The organism is Bacillus sp. SRL337, from assembly GCF_984799155.1.
The window spans coordinates 3,316,724-3,338,221 of sequence record NZ_OZ481793.1; the positions used below are offsets into that span (position 1 = coordinate 3,316,724).

The following is a 21,498-nucleotide window of genomic DNA, read 5'->3' on the forward strand; positions in this document are numbered from 1 at the left end:
ACTCTATTGTCACTGAAGTCTCATGGCGTTTTCAGGGATGTATTTATTTTTTTCTGCTGACAGCGATACCGTCTCCAACCGGGATGATCACTGTTTGATACTCGGGATGGCTCATCAGCCATTCATTATACCGTTTAAGCTTTTTAACCATTTGACGGATTCGTTTATTCTCTACTTCTTCCTCTGCAACCATTCCTTTGAACAAAACATTATCAGAGTAAATGACCCCTTCAGCTGTAAGGAATGGAGTGTATAGATCAAAGAATTTTTGATACTGTCCCTTCGCTGCATCAATGAATATGGCATCAAAAGGACCTTTCCCTTTAACCTCTTCAACCTTGTCCAATGCATCGCCGAAAATCATATCGAGCTGATCTTGGTGACGTGAACGTCCTGTAAAGCCAAGCGCTTGCTGATAACGCACTTCGTCCCTTTCCAGCGTCACAATTTCAGTGCCGGGAAGCACTTCAGCCATTCTCAACCCAGAGTAGCCGATTGCTGTCCCGATTTCGAGGATTCTCTTTGGCTTTTGAATCCTCAATAGCTGCAAGAGGGTCTCGATGCCTGCAAGTTCCATGATCGGCACATTCTCTTTTTCAGCGAATGCTTCCATCTCAGTCAACAGCTCATTTCTGTCTCCTACCAACGATTCAATATAAACATTTACTGCATTATCCAAGGTATTCACTCACTTTCCCATTTCTCAGAGGCAATCTATCAGTGAATTTCGATTAAAAGCCTACATAAAAGTAGAAAGCCCGCAAGCTTTCTACCTGAATTATATAATACGAAAATTTGCGTATGTCTTAAAAAACACTTGTATTATTTTAGCACATAAAAAAGAGGAAAGCTAATAAACTTTCCTCTTTGTTTTTATTCTTCTGAAGTGATATATTTCGCCTTTTTCTCATTGTGTTCATCCAGTGTTTCAGAATAATAGACTGTACCTTCTTTTGAGGCAAGGAAGTAGAGGTAGTCCGTGTCATCAGGGATGAGTGCCGCTTCGATGGAGGTTACTCCCGCGTTCGCAATCGGTCCGGGCGGAAGTCCCTGATTCTGATACGTATTGTATGGCGAATCTATGTCCAGGTCATCATAAACTGTCCTCGACTTATGTTCCCCTAACGCATAAAGTACAGTGGGGTCCGTCTGCAGTGGCATTTCCGCTTCAAGGCGATTATAGAATACACTTGAGATCTTCCCTCGGTCAGCCTTCTCCGTTGCTTCTTCTTCAACCAATGAAGACAGTGTCAACAGTTGATGAATTGAGAAATCCTGCTCCACCCTGGAAGTTTCAAATTGGGTCAGGACATCCTGGGTCTGAGAGATCATTTTTTCAATGATAGTGTCCAATGAAGGTTCTTCTTCATAGAACGGATATGTAGAAGGGTACAAATAGCCTTCCAGAGGATGTTTGACACCTTCAGCCATGATATCCTCTTTTATAAGCAGATCCGGGAACTTTTCAATCTCCCCCGCAATAAATTCCTTATCATCTAACTTTTTCATTATTTCGGCCGCATTATATGGAGTCTTTTCAGCAATTTTTTCAGCAATCTGATCCAGCTGCAGTCCTTCAGGAACCGTTATTTTGAATTCAGCCTTCATCATCACCTTGCCGGTCTTTAAGCTTGTAATGATTTCATCCAGAGTCATGGCTGGGGTTAGATCGTAATTCCCGGCTTGAAATCCTGATTCATTATTGAATTTCACATAATACTTAAAGACGTGCGCATTTTTGACAATGCCGTTTTCCTCTAAAATATTTCCGATTGAAGTTACACCTGAACCAATCGGAATTTCAACCTTGACAGCCTTATTATTATCTTCGTCTACAGGCTGAAGTGCAGATTTAACATAGAGATAGCCTCCGATCGCTGTACCGCCTACGATGATTAGCAGGGCAAGGACGACAATCCCGACAATTCTTCTGACTACCTTGGCTTCTTCTTTTCGCTCTATTAATTTTGATAAGAATATCTCTTTTTTAGTTTTTTTATTTTCACTCATTCCATATATCCCCCTCTTTCCAAAAAACGGGGTTCCCCCTTAAATTTCGACATGCATCTTTTACATTATACTATATTTTTTAGTCAAAAAAAGAGGTCATTCTGCAAAAAAGGAATCTTCTTTCCATTTGCATAAGGCCCTTAAAAAATAGCAGGGCTATGATTTACGGTTTGAGAGGATCTTAGCTCTATTACCCATACAATTACACATGAATGACAGCAGACTAGTGTACCTTACACACTCATGCCCTCCCTGCATCAGGGAAAGCTATACAACGGCATGATCCGGGGGTGGGAGAGAACCATGTATGACTAACCAAAAAAGAGGACGAAACCATAAATGGTTCCATCCCCGGCGGCACTCGATTCTTATTCTTCTTCCTCATCAAGGAAGGTTTCAAGCATTTCTTCGATCATGTCCCATTCTTCTTCTGTTTCAATCGGCTTCAATTCGCCCTCTTCACCTTCGTCTCCAGGAACGAATGCAGAAGCATGGATTTCGATTTCTTCATCTCCATTTTCATCTGCTCCTACAGGGTAGTAAAGTACATAAGACTTGTTAAATTGATCTGATTCAAAAGTGAAAAGAACTTCACAAAGCTGCTCGCTTCCTTCTTCATCAATAATCGTGATTTGCTTTTCTCCGTGTTCCATGTTTATACACCTCTTATTTTTGGCTGTCCAAATACCCTTGTAGGATAAAGGCTGCAGCCATTTTATCGATCACTTTTTTTCGTTTCTTCCTGCTCACGTCTGCTTCCAGTAATATTCTTTCCGCAGCCATGGTGGTTAAACGCTCGTCCCACAAAATAGTTGAAACACCGAGCTTGTCCTCAACCAGTTTAGCATACTTTTGGGATGCTTCACCACGAGGACCCACTGTATTGTTCATATTCTTCGGAAAGCCGATGACCACTTTTTCGACCTCGTACTCTTTGATTAGTTCTTCCACCCGCTTAAGGCCGAATTGTGACTGGTCCTCATTGATGGAAATCGTTTCAATGCCCTGGGCTGTCCATCCCATCGCATCGCTTACTGCTACGCCGACTGTCTTTGAGCCGACGTCAAGTCCCATAACGCGCATCCTTTACCCCTCTTTATGCTGTTTTAAATAAGATTTAACCAGCACTTCAATGATCTCATCCCGTTCCAGACGACGGATGATGTTACGAGCATCCTGGTGCCTGGGAATGTACGCAGGGTCCCCGGATAAAAGATAACCTACAATTTGATTGATTGGATTGTATCCTTTTTCCTGCAAAGCATTGTGAACCTGAAACAGCACCTCATTAACGTCCTGTTCAAACGGTTCATCCGAAAAATTAAATCGCATTGTTTTATCAAAAGAGCTCATCATTCGCACCTCTCTTTAGGCTTGGTGTATTCTGGCAAACCTATCTTATTACATTCATTGTACACCACTTTAGTATCGATTTAAACGGATTTGACCCAATCTTCTACAAACTTCAAGGCATCATCCAATTTTTCGGGATTTTTACCGCCGGCTTGAGCCATATCCGGGCGGCCGCCGCCGCCGCCGCCGCAAATTCCGGCAACTTCTTTCACAAGCTTTCCTGCATGGTAGCCCTTTTCTACAAGGTCTTTCGTCACTCCTGCAGTGAAACTGACTTTATCATCTTGAGCTGATCCCAGAACGACTACAGCCGAACCAAGTTTCTGCTTAAGGTCGTCCACCATGTTTCTAAGGTTATTCATATCTGCACCTGCAACTTTGGCAGAAAGAACCTGGATTCCATCGATTGTCTTCACCTGGTCAGTCAGACTGCCAGCTTCAATATTTGATAATTTGCTTGACAGAGATTCGTTTTCACGCTGAAGGTCTTTCATTTCAGATAGGAGGCTGTCGATCCGGGTAACGATATCCTTAGGCTTGGATTTCACTTTTTCAGCCGCCTGTTTCAGTAAGCTGACTTGTTCATTCAGCATATTGTAAGCCGCTTCACCAGTGACTGCTTCAATCCTGCGTGTACCTGCGCCAATTCCACTTTCAGAAACAATTTTGAAAAGACCTATTGCAGAAGTATTGCTGACATGGCATCCCCCGCATAGTTCAAGGCTGAAATCACCGATAGAGACTACACGGACAGTATCTCCATATTTCTCTCCAAATAAAGCCATTGCGCCCATTTCTTTTGCTTCTGCAAGTGATTTGTAATCTGTACCCACTGTCATGCTATTCCACACCTGCTCGTTGACAATCGCTTCGATTCTTTCAATTTCCTCCGCGCTGACACTGCCAAAGTGAGAAAAGTCAAAGCGCAGGCGATCTGGTTCTACAAGTGATCCTGCCTGGTTGACATGACCGCCGAGCACATCTTTCAGAGCTTGATGCAGCAAGTGTGTTGCTGTATGGTTTTTTATGACCTTACTGCGTGTACCTTCGTGAACAGCTGCTTTTACTTCCTGTCCCTTCGAAAGAGTCCCCTCTTCTACTACGGCACTGTGGAGGTTCTGGCCATTCGGTGCTTTTTTGACATCCTTGACTGCAACTTTCACTCCGTCAGCTAAAAGAACGCCCTTATCCCCGATTTGTCCGCCGCTTTCAGCATAAAATGGAGTTTTATCCAGGATGAATTGAATTTCATCGCCTTTTTCTGCTTTGGCCGTCAACTCATTGTCCTTCACTATCACTTCTACTCTGGAAGTTGTTTGAAGCCCATCATAACCTGTAAATTCACTCTCGACTTTAATATCCCCCAGCACTCCTCCCTGCACTTGCATAGAGCCTGTGTCCTGGCGGGCAGAACGTGCACGTTCACGCTGAAGCCCCATCTCTTTTTCAAAGCCTTCCTGATCCAGCGTCATGCCTTCTTCTTCTGCATATTCTTCTGTGAGTTCAACAGGGAAACCATAGGTATCATAAAGACGGAATACATCTTTACCGGAAATCACCGTATTTCCAGCAGCTTTCTCTTTCTGAATGACAGAAGAAAGAATGGATAGACCCTCATTCAGTGTTTCATGGAACCGTTCTTCCTCGTTCTTGACAACCTTCTGGATGAATTCTGTCTTCTCTTTCACCTCTGGATAGAAGTCCACCATGATTTCCGCAACAACCGGTACAAGCTCAAACATGAACGGACGGTTGATATTGATTTGTTTTGCAAATCTTACAGCACGGCGGAGCAGCCTTCTTAAAACATATCCCCTGCCTTCATTCGAAGGAAGCGCGCCATCACCGACAGCAAATGATACGGTCCTGATATGGTCAGCGATCACTTTGAATGCAACATCCTTCTGGTCGTCCGCCCCGTATTTCTCGCCTGAAACTTTTTCAACAGCCTTCATGATCGGCATGAAAAGGTCCGTTTCAAAATTGGTCGGCACCCCTTGAGCAACGCATGCCATCCTTTCAAGTCCCATTCCGGTATCAATATTCTTCTTAGGAAGCGGCGTGTAGGTGTTGTCAGGATTATGGTTGAATTCAGAGAACACCAGATTCCATACTTCCAGATAACGGTCATTCTCGCCGCCAGGATATAATTCAGGATCATCTGGATTATCCCCATATTCAGGTCCGCGGTCATAGAAAATTTCAGTGTTTGGTCCGCTTGGGCCTTCTCCAATATCCCAGAAGTTGCCTTCAATTCTGATGATCCTTTCAGCAGGAACACCGATTTTATCTCTCCAGATTTCAAATGCTTCTTCATCTTCAGGGTGGATGGTAACAGAAAGCTTTTCAGGGTCAAAGCCAATCCACTTTTCATCCGTCAGGAATTCCCATGCCCATTCGATTGATTCCACTTTAAAATAGTCGCCGATGGAGAAATTGCCAAGCATTTCAAAGAATGTATGGTGGCGCGCCGTTTTCCCGACATTCTCAATATCGTTGGTTCTGATCGATTTCTGCGCATTTACGATACGTGGATTTTCAGGAACCACACGTCCGTCAAAATATTTCTTCAGTGTAGCAACACCACTGTTGATCCACAGCAGGGAAGGATCTTCATGAGGAACGAGCGAAGCACTTGGCTCTACCCTGTGGCCTTTTTCTTTAAAGAACTCTAAAAACTTTCTTCTGATTTCTGCACCTGTTAAGGTTTTCATGTTTCTTCTTCCTCCTTCATTCATATAGATTTAACCAAAAAAGCATACAAAAAAGCCCTCATCCCTGGTCAGGGACGAGAGCTTGCTCGCGGTACCACCCTGGTTATGAACCCTTTAAGAAGGATTCATCACTCTGGAGCCTTAACGCGGCGAACGGCAGGGTTACTGCACTCTGGATTAGCGTTCTGTTATCCTTCACCTGGAATTCCTTTCAGCCTGGGAAATTCCTCTCTTATGTGCAAGCGCACTCAGGTGGACTATAACATACTCGATCTTTCGTCGATTTGGTTAGTGTTTTATTGTATAAGTCGAATTATAGGAATATCATGGTCATTTGTCAATCTGAACAGCGTAAAAAGGGAAATAATTTTTCAAGGACCTTCCCTTGCTGTAAAGTGGGTGCGTGCATGAATGATGGCTACTTTCACCATCGCCAGGAGCGGGACGGCTACGATCAAACCCAGCACCCCTCCCACTTCACCTCCAATGATCAGTGCAGCCATAATAAAAAGCGGGTGCATATGAAGGCTTTTTCCGACAATCAATGGAGACAGGACATTGCCCTCAAGGAACTGCAATACGAAAACAATCACAACCACTTTAACGATCATTTCAGTGGAAATCGTGCTGGCGACAATGGCGGCCGGAACCGCACCTATCACTGGTCCAAAGTAAGGGATGACATTTGTGATTCCCACAATGATACCCAGCAGCAGCGGATATTTCATATCAAACAGCCAAAAAGAAAGCGCAGCCAGGGTTCCGATAATCAAGCATACCAATAACTGCCCCCTTATGTATCCTCCAAGTGAATCATCCAAATCCCTCAGAAAGCTACCGGCACTATGTCTCCATCTTTTGGGCGTCAACCTTGTCGCTGTGTTCTTCACTTTTGGAAAATCCTTCAATAAATAAAAAGAGATGAAGGGAACAATAGCAAAGAGCAACAGGCTGTTCATCACTTTTAATACACCGGATAATATCAATGCGACAATTCCATTAAGCCATTCCTCAAACCTGTCGATCCTTGACTCAAGCTCTTGCTGGATGCCATCGGGCCAAGTCGATGTCTGCTGCTGGACATAATCCAGCCAGCGTTCGTATTGATCCGTGTAGAGCGGGGCATTCTCAGCCAAATCCTTCAGTTGATGAATGATGACAGGGATACCTTTGTAAACCCCATAGCCCAAGCCGCCAAAAAACAAGATATAGATAAGCAGGATGGCAATTCCCCTGTGGATCCCCGCTTTAAACAATTTTTCAACCACCGGATGGAGGAGATAGGTGATGAAACCGCCAAGCAGGAAGGGGATGAAACCTATGATGATGACTTTTAAAACAGGCTGCCAGACAGGATGCAGCAGATAGAGAATATAAAATGTGATCACAGCCAGGAGGGTGATCGCCAGACGGTAAAGCCATCTAATATAGGCGTTGTTGTTTTTCATCGTTCCCCTCCTTTTCGTTCACGATTTGCTACTACTTAATGTGGGCAAAAAAAAGGAAACCATTCAGTACAGGTTGGTTCTGCTTTTAAATGGCTGCTTTGCTTAAACGTTTTTTATGAAATAGTATCCCGAAAGCTTCCGAGGTGAAGTAGAACGTTGCTTCTGTTGAAGTGGACTTGAGAGAATCTGCTGAGGGCGATTGTTTCGGATAGAAGCCTCTACTCTTACAACACTTTTTTAGTATTCGGCTTTTTTCAGGAATCCTTCTATTGACATTTTGGCGTTTTCTTCTGTGATGTACAAGGACTCATCCATCGGCACGTTTACTGGAGTTCCCTCTTGTTCATGCCCTATAGAACCACTCTAGCAGACTTACGAGCCCGCTTTTCTTGTTGAAATGCCCTTAGTAATACCGAGCAAAACTATGCCGGACCTCCCCTCTCCCTGCAATGAACGGAATCCCCGCGTGAATCAAAAAAAACAGAGGGAGAACCCCCCTCTGTTCTTAAAACATCTTTTTCATTTGTTTACGCATTTTCTTCATGTTCCGACCGCTCATCATGTTTGAACGGCGTGAATACATCGTTGCTGCGATTCCTGCTCCGAATCCGATCATGGAGGCCATTGTTTTGTTCAAGGTGCCCACCTCTTCCCTTAACTTAATTGGCGGTCTTCCTCGTCAAACAAATCATCTAATGAACTAAGTGTTCCATCTTCCTCGACCTGGTGCGTGTGTATCACACCCTTGGTGATTGAGAGTTCGATAAAGCATTTCCAGCAGTAATACTGGTTTATTCCAATCTTGCCTATATCTTTGCTTTGACAATTTGGACATTTCATTATATCCGCCACCCCTTTAACTCCGTGGCATCGACTTGCTTTTCCAGGCATCTGGAACCTGTCCAAAACGTATATCTTTGCCATCTTTTCCAGTAGCCAGTATGTCCAAATTGCCAGAAGCCTATTCAGTGTTCTTTCATTACGAGGAAGAACGGCGCCATAATTGAAAAAGTATCCAGAGGATCAAACCTCCGGATACTAATATGATTCGCTTTATCAAAGAAAATCATAAGGTGTAACCTTTTCCATTCCGATCATCGGATCTGCGTGCAGCATTTCCTCCAGCTTGTCCTTCGGCTGTTCCTCATCTTCCTCGAGAGACTCCTTACCATCCTCTGAATTTAGTCCTTTAAGCTTTTCATACAGAGTCGTCAGTCTCTGGATATCTTCTTCTCTTTCCACGCCTATCCTCAATGCTTGTTCTTCCCCGCATAGAATAAGGGCATTTCGGCTTCTGGTGATGGCTGTATAAAGAAGATTGCGCCTGAGCATCCTGAAATAGCTTTTGACAACCGGCAGGATGACAATCGGGAATTCACTCCCCTGTGATTTATGGATTGAACAGCAATAGGCAAGGGTGATTTGATTCAATTCCTGGCGGGTATAGGTGACCTCATTTCCTTCAAAAGACACTACCACCATATCCTGCTTTTCTGTGTTTTCTTTTGCATAAAAGATGGAGATGACTTCACCGATATCTCCATTGAATACATTGCTTTCCGGTTGGTTGACCAGCTGCAGTACTTTATCACCAATCCTGTATTTTGTATCCCCAAAAGATATTTCTTTGCGGCTGCCATCATTCCTGTTGAAGATCTCCTGAAGCATGACGTTTAAATTGTCAATGCCGGCAGGGCCCCTGTACATAGGAGCAAGTACCTGGATGTCCTTCGCACTATATCCTTTTGATTTAGCGTTTGTCACCACTTTCTCCACTACTTCAGCAATCTGGGAGGTAGTACATTTAATAAAAGAGCGGTCTTTCTGGGGCTGCAGCAGATTGTCAGGAAGCTTTCCCGTTTTCATATCATGAGCCATTTCAATGATGGATGACCCTTCCTCCTGGCGGTAAATGTCAGACAGCCGGACGGTCGGGACTATTTCGGACTTCAGCAGATCTTTTAAGACCTGGCCCGGACCAACGGAAGGAAGCTGATCTTCATCCCCTACAAGTACCACTTGGATATCATCCGGAAGGGCTTTGAACAGCTGATTCGCCAGCCATGTATCGACCATGGACATCTCGTCGACTATCAGGAGCTTTCCCTGTATGGAACGATCTTCATCATAATCAAAGCCGTCCGTCCCGTTCCATCCGAGAAGCCTATGGATTGTCCCAGCAGGAAGGCCCGTTGATTCCGTCATCCTTTTTGCCGCCCTTCCTGTAGGGGCGGCCAGAAGGACAGGGAAAGGTTCATCTTTGTAATCCTTGGGGTCAAGCGAACAACCATGAAGTTCACTGTAAAGCTCCACGATTCCCTTAATGACAGTCGTCTTGCCTGTCCCCGGGCCTCCCGTCAGAAGCATCATTGAAGACATGAGAGCGGTCTCTATGGCTTCTTTTTGAGTAGGTGCGTATTGGACATTTAATCTTTCTTCCAATCCCCCGAGCGCCATTAGAAACTCAGATTGGGGGAATTGGTCTGTATATTGATCCTGTGATAGGAGCCGTTCGATATTCGTTACCAATCCTTTTTCCGAAAAATATAAAGATGGAAGGTACACCCTCCGCTCTTCACCGATGATCTTCCCTTCTTCTTGAAGCTTAATGACTTCCTGTGAAATATCATCAAAACTGATTCTTTCGCTTTGGCTTTTTTCCAGAAGAGATTTAACATCAGTCAACAGGGTTTCAGCTTCAAGGTAAACATGGCCTTCCTGAAGGCAGTTATGTTCAAGGGTATAGAGACAACCGGCCTTTATCCGATCAGGATGGCTGCCGGTGATGCCAAGCTTGCTTCCCAGTTCGTCCGCACGGCCAAAACCGATTCCTTCGATATCCTCGACCAGTTTATAAGGGTTCTTCTGAAGGATTTCCAGGGCCTGTTCCTTATAGGCCTGGTAGATTTTCATGGAAATCTGCGGACCGAATCCGAAGCCGTTCAGGTTGATCATCACACGTTCAAGCCCTTGATGTTCCACCAGGGAATCATATAATGATTTTGCTTTATCCGGCGGCAGCTTAGGAATGTCATCAAGCAGTGAGGGTGTCTCCAGAATCTTGCTTATAGCATTTTCACCCAGCTGTTCCACAATTTTTTCAGCTGTTTTCTTTCCTATTCCTTTAAACAGCTCGCTCGAAAGGTAATCAACAATTCCTTGTTTTGTCTGGGGGATTTCCTTTTTGAAACGTTGTGCATGAAATTGCATACCAAACCTGGGATGGTCTTTGAAAGCACCATGAAAGACATAGGTTTCCTGTTCATGGATTTTGGGGAAATGACCGGTGATGACCGCTTCCTTGTCCTCATATTGGGCATTGGTCGATTCCACCCTTATCCGGATGACAGAGTAAAGGTTGCTTTCATTGTGGAAGATGGTGACAAGATGTTTACCCTTTATATAAATTTCGTTTTCATCGAAAAGTTCTAACGAGTCCTGCCTGCTCATTTAGAATCCCCCTTGTTTCTATCTTATTTCTCTTCTTTCAACTGTTCGATCATTTTTAATCCATAACCGGCAAGCATATGATCCGGCTGGATATCAATCGCCTTCTCGAAACAGCTTCTTGCTTTTTCAGCATCTTCTTCATAGCCTGCATAAGCAACACCAAGATTATAATAGGCATCTGCATGTCCCGGATCTTGTTCAACAACAATATTCAGCTGTTCAATTGCTTCTTTATAAGCTTCTGTTTTCGCCAGGCAGAGCCCGTATTGGAAACGTGCATCCGTATCCTCCCCATTCAGCTCGACACTTCTCATCAGATAAGGAAGGGCCAGTTTTGGCTGATCCAGATTCACAAGTGAAATGCCCAGCATGAAAAAGACATCTTCGTTTTCCAGTCCTTTTTTGATAGCTGTTTCAAAGGCTTCCTTTGCTGCATCAAAGTTCTCACTGTTGAAATACAGGTTGCCAAGGGAGTAATATGCGGATGCTGCTTCTTCATCGAGGGAGATTGCCCTTTTTAAAAACTTTTCCGCTTTTTCGTTGTCTCCTACTGATAGGAGGACATTTCCAAAGTTTATGTATGCAACAGGATCTGTTGGGTTTTCTTCGATGGCTTCGCTGAAAAATTTGACAGCCTCTTCAATCTTTCCTTCCTGAAGAAGCTGGATTCCTTTTAAATTTTTATCCATATGTAACACCTCTTGTTTGTTGTTTTGTCTTTCAGTTTATTTTCCTAGTATATCATAACAGTGCATTTCCTAAGAAAAGCCCTTTGCAAAAATAAAAGGCTAACCAGATATTCAATCTGATTAACCTCATGATGATCATCCTACAAACTCAAGCTTTTTTTCATCCTTAAAAATTTCATCGATGGTCCCTCCGCCCAGGCATTCATCTCCATTGTAGAAGACGACTGCTTGTCCTGGAGTAACAGCTCTTACAGGCTCTTTAAAAACAACTTTAACCTTATCATCTTCCAGAATCTGCACCTTCACTTCATGGTCTTCCTGACGGTAACGGAATTTAGCTGTACATTCAAATTCTTGCGGTTTTCCGCTAGTAGAAGTCCAGGCGATATCTGTTGCAAGAATTGAATCCGAGTAAAGTGCTTCGTGGTCAAAGCCCTGCTCAACAAAAAGAACATTTCGGTCAAGGTCTTTTCCGATGACAAACCAAGGTTCACCGGCTCCGCCGATTCCAAGTCCCTGCCTCTGGCCGATTGTATAATACATCAGGCCGTCATGCTTGCCTTTTACTTCACCATTCAGCGTTTCCATATTGCCGGGTTGTGCAGGCAGGTAGTTGCCCAGGAACTCCTTGAAGTTCCTTTCTCCGATAAAGCAGATGCCTGTGCTGTCTTTTTTCGCTGCCGTGGCAAGCCCTGCTTCTTTAGCGATTTCCCTTACCTTCTTCTTATCGATGTTACCGATCGGGAACATGACTTTTTCAAGCTGATCCTGTCCAAGCTGATTCAGGAAGTAGGTTTGATCTTTATTAGAATCCTTGCCGCGGAGCATTTTATATTCCCCATCACGGTATTCCACTTGTGCATAGTGTCCGGTTGCCAGATAATCGGCCCCCAGTTTCACTGCATGCTCAAGGAATGCTTTGAACTTGATTTCCTTGTTGCACATGACATCTGGATTCGGTGTGCGTCCTGCTTTATATTCATCAAGGAAGTACGTGAATACCTTGTCCCAGTATTGCTTTTCGAAATTGACGGCATAGTACGGTATTCCAATTTGGTTACAGACCCGTATGACATCCTCATAATCTTCGGTTGCCGTACATACTCCATTTTCATCGGTATCATCCCAGTTCTTCATGAAAATACCAATGACATCATATCCCTGTTCTTTTAATAACAGTGCTGCGACGGAGGAATCCACCCCTCCTGACATGCCGACAACCACTCTTGTATCTTTAGGTTCCTTCTTCACGAAAGGCACCTCCTTTATATAGTAAAGACTTAAACTCATTTTAATGATTACAGACTTTTAAACGAAAAAATTGATTTCCGCTCCATGGGTACGATTCTGCGGGACGGGCGTTTAGCCTCCCCGGCTTCATAATAAGCGGAAGCTGCCGTTCAGCGACTTTCAGATTGGAGAGCTCTCGTATGAGATTAAGGAAACACGATGAGCATATTGAGACGATGTTCAATTATCGCCGGAATCTGTTACCCGCTGGCCGTTGGAGCTGGATTTGCCTGTGGAATCTTTCTCATTGGCCTTCCTGTACTTTGCAGGAGACCGCACACCTTCCGCTCCAAACAATAGTTACTGATTATGCTGTATACGCATTAGAAAAAGATTCTAAAACAATAGAAAGATTCTATTACAAACCAATCGGAAAGACAAGAGTTTGAACTCTGCCTTATTTTCTCAGGCGGTTGACAACCTTGGCAACATCCTGGGCTGCTTGAAAGATATCCTCTTTTGTATTCGTAATACCGAAACTGAATCGGATTGAATTTCTCAGGCGTTCCGAGTCTTTACCGAACATGGCAAGCAGAACATGAGAAGGCTCAATGGAACCCGCTGTACAAGCAGAGCCGCTGGAGACGGCTATTCCAGCCAAATCAAGGTTCACCAGCATGGATTCGACATCTGTCCTCGGGAAACTCAGGTTGAGGACATGAGGAAGAGATCGTTCCAGGTTTCCGTTCAAATCGAATTCAATCTCTCTTTCTTTTAACGACTCCATTAATATCTTTTTGAATTCTGTATATTCTTCAGCTTTTCTATCCATCTCTTCCTGAGACAGCCTTATTGCTTCTGCCATCCCGACGAGTGACGGCAGGTTTTCAGTCCCTGCCCGCCTTTTTCTTTCCTGCTCCCCGCCAAACATTTTAGCTTCCAGCGGTACATCTTTTCTTACATATAAAAATCCCGCCCCTTTGGGTCCGTTGATTTTATGGGAAGAGATGGAGAGCAAATCAATATTTTCAGATACTACATCGATTTTTTTCATACCGAAAGCCTGTACCGCATCTGTATGCAATAAAACTCCGCGGCTCCTTACCAGTTCCCCGATTTCAGAAATCGGCTGTATAGTACCGACTTCATTATTGCCGTACATGAGACTGACTAAAATGGTGTCTTCTCTTAAAGCGGCTTCGACATCTTTGATAGAAACGAGCCCTTGCTCATCCACCGGCAAATAGGTAACTTCAAACCCTTCCTTCTCAAGCTGTCCGCACGTATGGAGAACGGCATGGTGTTCAATGGAAGAAGTGATAATATGCCTGCCTTTTTCTTTGAGTGCATGGGCAGTTCCTGATAAGGCAAGATTATCAGCCTCAGTGCCGCCGCTGGTAAAAATAATTTCATTGAACCTTGCTCCTATGCTTTTGGCCGCCGTCATACGGGCATTGTCCAGCTTATGTCTTGCATCTCTTCCGGAAGAGTGGATACTGGATGGATTGCCGAATGTCCCTCTCATGGTTTCTGTCATTACATCAATAACACGGGGATCCATCGGGGAGGTTGCCGCATTATCGAGATAAATCGTCTTCATAGTCATTCCTCCAATTAAATATAAAACATATAGGCATCTGACTCACCTTCGTCAGTATAGCTTGCCAAGTCTTCTATAGTGGTATTATCCAAAACCTCTTTAACAGCGTCCCTGATCCTCATCCAAAGTTCACGCTTAGCCGGTTCTTCATCTTCAATGCCTTCGACCGGTGAAATCGGCCCTTCAAGGATCCGGATAATATCCCCTGCTGTGATCTGTGAAGGCTCATTCCCAAGAACATAACCGCCATATGCCCCCCTGATACTTTTAACCAGTCCTGCATTCCTCAATGGAGCTACCAATTGTTCTAGGTAATGTTCTGATAAATTCTGCGCTTTGGCAATGACTTTCAAGGAGGTTGGACCTTCTCCATGCCGCTTTGCCAGTTCAATCATAATGGTTAATCCATAACGGCCTTTAGTAGAAATCTTCATCGTTTTCGCCCCTCAATCTATCTTTCATAACTATCCTGTTAATCAGTTGATTTGTGCATATTTTATGTTCTATTTAAATTATGATTTCCTTTAGTAACTTTTGTCATTATAGCATAATCGAGGGTGGCTGTTAAAAACACTGCCCTAAAGAATGCCATCGTTTCATTGTTGAGCGTAATGTGATAAATTAATAAAATAAATGAGAACGCCAGTTTGGAGAGATAAAAAATGAGTATCAAACCCTTGGCCTATCGAATGAGGCCCCGTACGATAAACGAAGTCATCGGCCAGCAGCATCTTGTGGGTGAAGGAAAAATCATTGATAGAATGGTCAAAGCCAAGCAGCTTTCTTCCATGATCCTTTACGGACCGCCAGGCATCGGAAAAACATCGATTGCCAGTGCGATTGCCGGAAGCACAAATTATGCTTTCAGGACACTTAATGCGGTGACGAATAACAAAAAAGATATGGCCGTTGTTGCAGAAGAAGCTAAGATGTCCGGAAAAGTGATCCTCCTATTGGATGAGGTCCATCGCCTGGATAAAGCCAAGCAGGACTTCCTGCTTCCTTACCTGGAAAACGGCATGATTACTCTCATCGGGGCTACAACGAGTAACCCTTACCATGCAATCAATCCGGCCATTCGTTCACGCTGCCAGATTTTCGAACTGAAGCCACTTTCCGTCGATGATATGAAACTTGCTTTGGAAATTGCAATTAAGGATGAAGAGCGAGGGCTTGGAAAACAAAAAATCTCAGTCACTGAGGAAGCACTCCTTCACCTTGCACAGGCCAGCAATGGGGATGTAAGAAGCTCACTAAATGCGCTCGAACTGGCCGCACTTTCAACAAACCCTTCCGAAGATGGCACCGTTGAGATCACAGTAACCATTGCTGAAGAATGCCTTCAGAAGAAAAGCTTTTCCCATGATAAAGATGGAGATGCCCACTATGATGTCCTTAGCGGTTTTCAAAAATCCATCAGGGGAAGTGATGTGAATGCTGCCCTTCACTATCTGGGCAGGCTTGTTGAAGCGGGAGATATGCCGAGCATCACTAGAAGGCTTCTTGTCATTGCCTATGAGGATATCGGCCTCGCCAGCCCGCAGGCAGGACAAAGGACATTAGCAGCGGTGGAAACAGCTGAAAAGATCGGCTTTCCCGAAGCGAGAATCCCTCTCGCTAACGCTGTCATTGAACTCTGCCTTTCTCCAAAATCAAATTCGGCAATCAGTGCGATAGATGCTGCGTTAAAGGATATCCGCAGCGGCAGAAACGGGGAGGTTCCTGCTCATTTGAAAGACGCCCACTACGCAGGAGCCAAGGAACTTGGAAGAGGTATTGAATACAAGTTTCCGCACGACTATCCATCTGGATGGGTCAAACAGCAGTATCTTCCTGACACACTGAAAACCGCCCGCTATTATGAACCAAAGGAAAACGGTAAATTTGAAGCAGCCATCTCTCAGGTGTATAAAAAAATCATGGGGCAGAAATAATATCGACTGGCGCTTCAATGCGCCTTTTTTTATTGGACTGGTGTTAGGGTGTTAGGGGCTGGCTTCTCAATAGACACATATGACCTTGAGTTCGTTTTTGGTCTTATGAAGCGCTCATGCGACTTATTTTGGGTGTGGTTTGGTCTTATGGGGCGTTCATGCGTCACTCTAATCATATTTTGGGTTCGGGTTTGGTCTTATGAAGCGTTCATGCGTCACCCTATTCTTATTTTGGACCTGAGTTTGGTCTTATGAAGCGCTCATGCGACACTCCAATCTTATTTTGGGGCCGGGTTTGGTCTTATGAAGCGCTCATGTGTCACCATCATCTTATTTTGGGGCCGGGTTTGGTCTTATGGGGCGTTCATGCGTCACTGCAATCATATTTTAAAGACAGTTTTGGTCTTATGAAGCGCTCATGCGACACTCTGATCTTATTTTGGGTTCAGTTTTGGTTTTATGAAGCGTTCATGCGTCACCTTACTATTTTTTCGCTGAGGTTCTTGGTCTTATAAACCCTTCATATGACACCCTGGTCCATTTTTGCGACCTTTTCTGAACTTATGAACACCTTCTGCAATACCCTATGATTTTTTTGCGGTGGGTTCGTTTTACTTTCTATAGACTTGTTGCTTTCGAAAGCTTTTAATTTATCCAGTCACAATCGCTGTGGTAAGAGCATGGTTTTAATAACAAAAGGCACCGCGAGACCTATTCCCGCGGCGCCTTGTTTATATACTCTTTATTATGCTGCGACATCTCTCTTATTAAATACTAAGAAGGCGAGAAGATGGAATATTACGAAGTAGACGATTAAAATGGTGATGGAAAATCCTAGTGTCATATCTTCCACCAGCTTCGGCATTGCCCCCGTATACATTCTCAAGTCCGTATTCGCAAACAAACTGTATTTTGCCCAGTCATATTTTAAAGCAATGAAGCCTGTTGCCGTGCTTCCCATGAACAGAAGGAACAATGAGATACCGATAGCAAGCGAACTGTTTCTAAACACTGCGGAAATCATGAAGGCCATTGTCGCCATCATTGTAATACTGATTGTACTTAACAGATAGTTTTTGATGGAATAAAACAGCATACTTTGTTCTTCCACAGCTCCGTCAATGTATACAAGGTGCGGCTGACTGTCTCCTCCACCAAAGAATATTGCCCCCAAAATGGTCGAGAGGACAAATAAAGTTGCTAACAAAGTCACGCCAAAAAGCAGAACAGTTAAATATTTTGATAGCAGGATTTTCGTCCTGGAAATCGGCCTGATCAGCAGGAGCTTGATCGTCCCCCAAGTGAACTCACCGGCAACAATCCCGGCAGCAATGATAATAGCGAATAACCCGATGATGTCAATGAAATTGGCATTGAAGTTAACGAATGACCACATGGTTTCCCCGCTGGCCGGTGCAATATCCTTATCCAGCCTGTATTCATTGATCGCAATTCTTTCTTCTGTCAACTGTTTATCGAACGACTGAATATTCTGATTCTCTTTTAGATATTGTTTGTCTCCCTCAACAGCGGCTTGGGTTTGCTGCTTCCAGTCCCCTTCTGCTGCATCGGTCCCCCCCACAAACTTCATGACAGATCCAGCACCTATTACCAATAAGACCAGAAGACCGATCATCACATATGTCCCGGGTCTGCTGAATATTTTTATCCATTCATTTTTGATCAAATTAAACATTGATGGCTTCCCCCTTTTCATTTGTGATTTCCAGGAAGCGGTCTTCAAGTGTCTTGGCAACCGGAATCACAGAATAGATATCAATATTGTGCTGAACGAGAGTGCTGATGAGCTGTGGAACCTGTTCTTTAGTTAAAGCAATTTGCATTTTTCCGGCATTGACCTGATGTGGAAGATCCGGATATTCTTCTGCAACCACGGTAGAAGCTTTTTCTGCCTCACCTGTTTCAAGTTGATAGACCTGCTCATTCCCTTGAACAAACTCCTGCACTTGCTGGACATCCACCAGTTTCCCTTTCTGTATGATCCCGATTCGATCACACATCATTTCCATTTCGGAAAGAAGATGGGAAGACACTATCACAGCCATACCGCTTTCTCTTGCCAGCCTGCGGATGTAATCCCGGATTTCCCGGATTCCGGCCGGGTCAAGACCATTTGTCGGTTCATCCAAAATCAATACTTTTGGATTATGAAGCAGGCACTGGGCAATCCCAAGCCTTTGCCTCATCCCCAATGAATACGTTTTTACTTTATCATTGATCCGGTCTGTCAACCCTACCAATTCCACGACTTCCTTGATTCTTTCCTCTGTGATTCCTTTGTGCATTCTCGCAAAATGCTGAAGGTTCTTGTATCCTGACAGGAACTTATACAGTTCAGGATTTTCGACTATGGCACCTATATCCCTAATCGCACCTTCAAAGTTGCTCTTCACACTGTTTCCATTGACAACAATATCACCTTCGGTAATCCCCATCAGGCCGACGATCATTCTGATAGTCGTCGTTTTCCCCGCTCCATTCGGCCCCAGGAATCCAAAAACTTCTCCCTCTTGCACACCAAAAGAAAGTGAATCGATGATTTTCTTGCCTTTAATTATTTTTGAAACATTCTTCAGTTCCAATACTGTTTTCAAATTTCTTCCCCCTTATCTTTGTTTTTTGTTTTTGCTTTCAGCCAACCTATCAGAGACATACCGCTTTCTTCCCTTAATTCCTCTACAATGCAGTGATCTATCAAGACCCCATCCTGCAATATGTAGGCTTCGTCCAGCAGAGCTTCAATTTCATTGATTTCGTGCGTGGCTATAATGACAGTCTGGGACTCGAAATCAATGAAGGACAGCAGGCTCCTGACAATGGAATCCCTGACCATCGGGTCCAGCCCGGAAAATGGTTCATCCAATAACAGCAGTTCTGTTTGTCTCGAGAGAACCAGGACAAGTTTTAACCTTCCCCGTTTTCCTTTTGAAAGCTGCTTGATTTTCATTCTTGGGTCAAGCTCCATAAATTCCAAAAGTTCCAATGCCTTTTCTAGTTGGAAATCGGAAAATTGGGATTCATAGAAATCAATCATGTTCATTACCGTAAAACTTTCATAGAACATATCCAGCTCAGTAAGATATCCTGCTTTCTTGGCTGCCTTCCTTGTCACGTTCTCCCCGCTTATCCTTACTTCGCCTGAGGTGGGGTTCACAAGGCCGGCAATGAGCTTGAGCGTTGTGGATTTTCCGCTTCCATTCGGGCCCAGGAGTCCGTAGATTTTGCCTTTTTCAAACGACATGCTTACTCCTGTTAACGCGTGGGAGCTTCCATATTTTTTGCTTACCTTTTCGAGAACGGCACTCACGATTCCCCACCTCCTTTCTCTTCTAGATACGAGGTCAGATCAGCGAGTATTTTTTTTCGTGTAATACCCAATTCCTGCATACTGCCAATGAAATTACCCATGATTTCCTGCTGCACCTTCGTCTTCATTTCATCGACCAGCTCTTCTTTTTCTGTCACAAAAGTCCCTTGCCCCCGTTTGGTTTCCACCACTTCCATCCTCTCCAATTCACTGTAGGTTCTTTGAATTGTATTTGGATTCACTCCTGACCTGACTGCCATTTCCCTTACCGAAGGAAGCTTCTCACCAGGTGAAAGCTCTTTCCTGACAATGCTGTGTATGATTTTATCAGCGATTTGTACATAGATCGGCTTTGCTGCCTTATATTCTTCTGTCATAACTAAACCTCTACCTTTCGTTCCAATATCCAACTGGCCGCAATGAAAATCACGAACGCCAATATGGCATATAGAAGGAACGGAATCAGAGGGAGATGAATGAATTTACTTCCTGCCTCGAAGTTTTCAGGACCCACTTCAATAAAGAAATGCCCTCTGACTTTTATGGTCCACAGGTTGATGAACTCCCTGAACCAATCCATTGTCACGAAGAGTGATGCACCGACTTGATATAGTACAAAAATCAATATAAGGATGAACCAGCGAAACTTTTTCAGGACAGGGGATTTTGCTAATCCGTAGTAGACTGTCCAATATAGGAAAACCCAGCATGAGAAATAGACGGCGCTTGATGTTACGGCAACATTAAAGAAAATACTTTCTTTCCAAGGCAAAAATAAGATATCCCCCTCTTGCCAGGATAAGCTGATGACCCCTAAGGCATCGACCATCAAAAGAGATACCAGCGAATAACTGAGGGCCACGATGAATTTGGATAGCAGCAAGATTTTGCCCGATTGAGGGGTATGAAGCCACAATTGCGTCTTCCCTTCGATCATAAGCATGCTCAGCAGAATGAGCGGCATGAAGATGATGTGGATTAATCCTTCCAAGAATACAAGCGCAATCGAAAATTCCGGGAACCCAAAGTATGTAGATAAGCTGATGCCAACTGCGTAAAAGAACAACAGCAGTGCCAGCCAGCCAAGGAACCACAGCTTTGATAGTGAATAATCCTTCCAAAGCAATCCTTTAAATGCTTTCATGTAGACCTCCTGTTATAGTGTTCTAGTTAGATAGTACACCGGTACACTATACGAAGTCAAGGGTGATTTCTCCATTCAGCCGCCTATTTTCTTCGTTCAATAGGGATACGTATAAATCAGCAAATAGTTTCAACTATTTCAACTATTTAGGTAATCAGCAATATCTGGATACCTTCATTCTTTTTTCGCATACTAGGGAGACAGCCCTCGAAGTTGGAGGTGTTTGTAAGACTATGGCTGTTGATAAAAAGATAAAATGGACAGAATGTGAAGAAAAAATATTGTTTGATATAGTGAGTAAGTATTTACAGGAAGGAAAGACCCAGAAAGAGGCATTCAAGGAAGCCGCACATTCTATTGGACGAACAGCAGGCGCGTGCGGTTTCAGATGGAATAATAAATTAAGGCTGTTTTCGCATATATTGTTGCTTTCGGAAAAATCCCAAGTGCCGGATTTTCCCCCTGTATTCATAGGGTTTTACTCTCGAAAAAGAACGGGCAGCTCTTTTCTTTCCTGCTCACCGGGGTTTTAACGACGATTTACCAGGATATTAGTTGAAATTTATATTGAATAGCAACAAAGTTTACGAAAAGAGCC

The 21,498-nt window shown here is 43.9% G+C and carries 20 protein-coding genes; 1 reads left to right on the plus strand and 19 read right to left on the minus strand.

Translation table 11 applies throughout. The annotated features are described in order from the left end of the window. Positions 1-43: 43 nt before the first annotated feature. From AC4E8A_RS16930 to cymR, 14 genes are all read right to left on the minus strand, one after another. Entirely contained in the window at positions 44-679 is a 636-nt protein-coding gene (locus AC4E8A_RS16930; RefSeq protein WP_490194643.1) for an O-methyltransferase, read from the minus strand. Between the two features lie 194 nt (positions 680-873). Further along, positions 874-2,010 (minus strand): endolytic transglycosylase MltG, encoded by a 1,137-nt coding sequence (gene mltG, locus AC4E8A_RS16935; protein WP_490194644.1) that lies wholly within the window; start codon positions 2,008-2,010, stop codon positions 874-876. Between the two features lie 368 nt (positions 2,011-2,378). Then, a complete protein-coding gene (locus AC4E8A_RS16940; RefSeq protein ID WP_006838107.1) occupies positions 2,379-2,663 on the minus strand; it encodes a DUF1292 domain-containing protein in 285 nt (94 codons plus the stop codon). A gap of 13 nt (positions 2,664-2,676) precedes the next feature. Beyond that, positions 2,677-3,093, minus strand: coding sequence for a Holliday junction resolvase RuvX (gene ruvX / locus AC4E8A_RS16945; protein WP_490194646.1), 417 nt, complete (start codon positions 3,091-3,093; stop codon positions 2,677-2,679). Between the two features lie 3 nt (positions 3,094-3,096). Next, a complete protein-coding gene (locus tag AC4E8A_RS16950) occupies positions 3,097-3,363 on the minus strand; it encodes an IreB family regulatory phosphoprotein (protein ID WP_490198919.1) in 267 nt (88 codons plus the stop codon). An 80-nt stretch (positions 3,364-3,443) separates the two neighbouring features. Then, positions 3,444-6,077: an alanine--tRNA ligase gene (gene alaS / locus AC4E8A_RS16955; RefSeq protein WP_490194648.1), complete on the minus strand. Its 2,634-nt coding sequence runs from the start codon at positions 6,075-6,077 to the stop codon at positions 3,444-3,446. A gap of 371 nt (positions 6,078-6,448) precedes the next feature. Next, complete coding sequence (locus tag AC4E8A_RS16960; protein ID WP_490194649.1) at positions 6,449-7,525, minus strand: AI-2E family transporter; 1,077 nt, start codon at positions 7,523-7,525, stop codon at positions 6,449-6,451. A 505-nt stretch (positions 7,526-8,030) separates the two neighbouring features. Then, on the minus strand, positions 8,031-8,171 hold the full coding sequence (locus AC4E8A_RS16965; RefSeq protein ID WP_490194651.1) for a DUF3918 family protein: 141 nt from the start codon (positions 8,169-8,171) through the stop codon (positions 8,031-8,033). An 8-nt stretch (positions 8,172-8,179) separates the two neighbouring features. Beyond that, positions 8,180-8,368: a hypothetical protein gene (locus AC4E8A_RS16970; RefSeq protein ID WP_148937764.1), complete on the minus strand. Its 189-nt coding sequence runs from the start codon at positions 8,366-8,368 to the stop codon at positions 8,180-8,182. A gap of 213 nt (positions 8,369-8,581) precedes the next feature. Next, a complete protein-coding gene (recD2, locus tag AC4E8A_RS16975; protein WP_490194653.1) occupies positions 8,582-10,975 on the minus strand; it encodes an SF1B family DNA helicase RecD2 in 2,394 nt (797 codons plus the stop codon). A gap of 23 nt (positions 10,976-10,998) precedes the next feature. Next, the gene (locus tag AC4E8A_RS16980; RefSeq protein WP_490194654.1) at positions 10,999-11,664 is read right to left on the minus strand and encodes a tetratricopeptide repeat protein; all 666 of its coding nucleotides are present in this window, start codon (positions 11,662-11,664) and stop codon (positions 10,999-11,001) included. Positions 11,665-11,799: 135 nt separating this feature from the next. Next, entirely contained in the window at positions 11,800-12,915 is a 1,116-nt protein-coding gene (gene mnmA, locus AC4E8A_RS16985) for a tRNA 2-thiouridine(34) synthase MnmA (protein WP_490194656.1), read from the minus strand. A 436-nt stretch (positions 12,916-13,351) separates the two neighbouring features. Beyond that, positions 13,352-14,494 (minus strand): cysteine desulfurase family protein, encoded by a 1,143-nt coding sequence (locus tag AC4E8A_RS16990; protein WP_490194658.1) that lies wholly within the window; start codon positions 14,492-14,494, stop codon positions 13,352-13,354. Between the two features lie 14 nt (positions 14,495-14,508). Continuing rightward, complete coding sequence (cymR, locus tag AC4E8A_RS16995; RefSeq protein WP_490194660.1) at positions 14,509-14,928, minus strand: cysteine metabolism transcriptional regulator CymR; 420 nt, start codon at positions 14,926-14,928, stop codon at positions 14,509-14,511. 234 nt (positions 14,929-15,162) lie between these two features. On the opposite strand from cymR, the gene AC4E8A_RS17000 reads away from it, so the two are divergent. Then, positions 15,163-16,428 carry a replication-associated recombination protein A gene (locus tag AC4E8A_RS17000; protein WP_490198920.1) on the plus strand — a complete coding sequence of 422 codons (1,266 nt, stop codon included), beginning with the start codon at positions 15,163-15,165 and terminating at the stop codon, positions 16,426-16,428. Positions 16,429-17,173: 745 nt separating this feature from the next. Here AC4E8A_RS17000 and AC4E8A_RS17005 read toward each other — a convergent pair. Genes AC4E8A_RS17005 through AC4E8A_RS17025 form a run of 5 tightly spaced genes read right to left on the minus strand, consistent with a single transcriptional unit; the run spans position 17,174 to position 20,900 of the window. Continuing rightward, the gene (locus tag AC4E8A_RS17005; RefSeq protein WP_490194662.1) at positions 17,174-18,124 is read right to left on the minus strand and encodes an ABC transporter permease; all 951 of its coding nucleotides are present in this window, start codon (positions 18,122-18,124) and stop codon (positions 17,174-17,176) included. Then, positions 18,117-19,043 (minus strand): ABC transporter ATP-binding protein, encoded by a 927-nt coding sequence (locus AC4E8A_RS17010; protein WP_490194664.1) that lies wholly within the window; start codon positions 19,041-19,043, stop codon positions 18,117-18,119. The genes AC4E8A_RS17005 and AC4E8A_RS17010 overlap by 8 nt, the downstream gene beginning before the upstream one ends. After that, positions 19,040-19,756, minus strand: coding sequence for an ABC transporter ATP-binding protein (locus AC4E8A_RS17015; RefSeq protein ID WP_490194666.1), 717 nt, complete (start codon positions 19,754-19,756; stop codon positions 19,040-19,042). Before AC4E8A_RS17015 ends, AC4E8A_RS17010 begins: the two co-directional genes overlap by 4 nt. Next, positions 19,753-20,133: a GntR family transcriptional regulator gene (locus AC4E8A_RS17020; protein ID WP_490194668.1), complete on the minus strand. Its 381-nt coding sequence runs from the start codon at positions 20,131-20,133 to the stop codon at positions 19,753-19,755. The genes AC4E8A_RS17015 and AC4E8A_RS17020 overlap by 4 nt, the downstream gene beginning before the upstream one ends. 2 nt (positions 20,134-20,135) lie before the next feature. Then, on the minus strand, positions 20,136-20,900 hold the full coding sequence (locus tag AC4E8A_RS17025; RefSeq protein WP_490194670.1) for a hypothetical protein: 765 nt from the start codon (positions 20,898-20,900) through the stop codon (positions 20,136-20,138). Positions 20,901-21,498 lie beyond the last annotated feature (598 nt).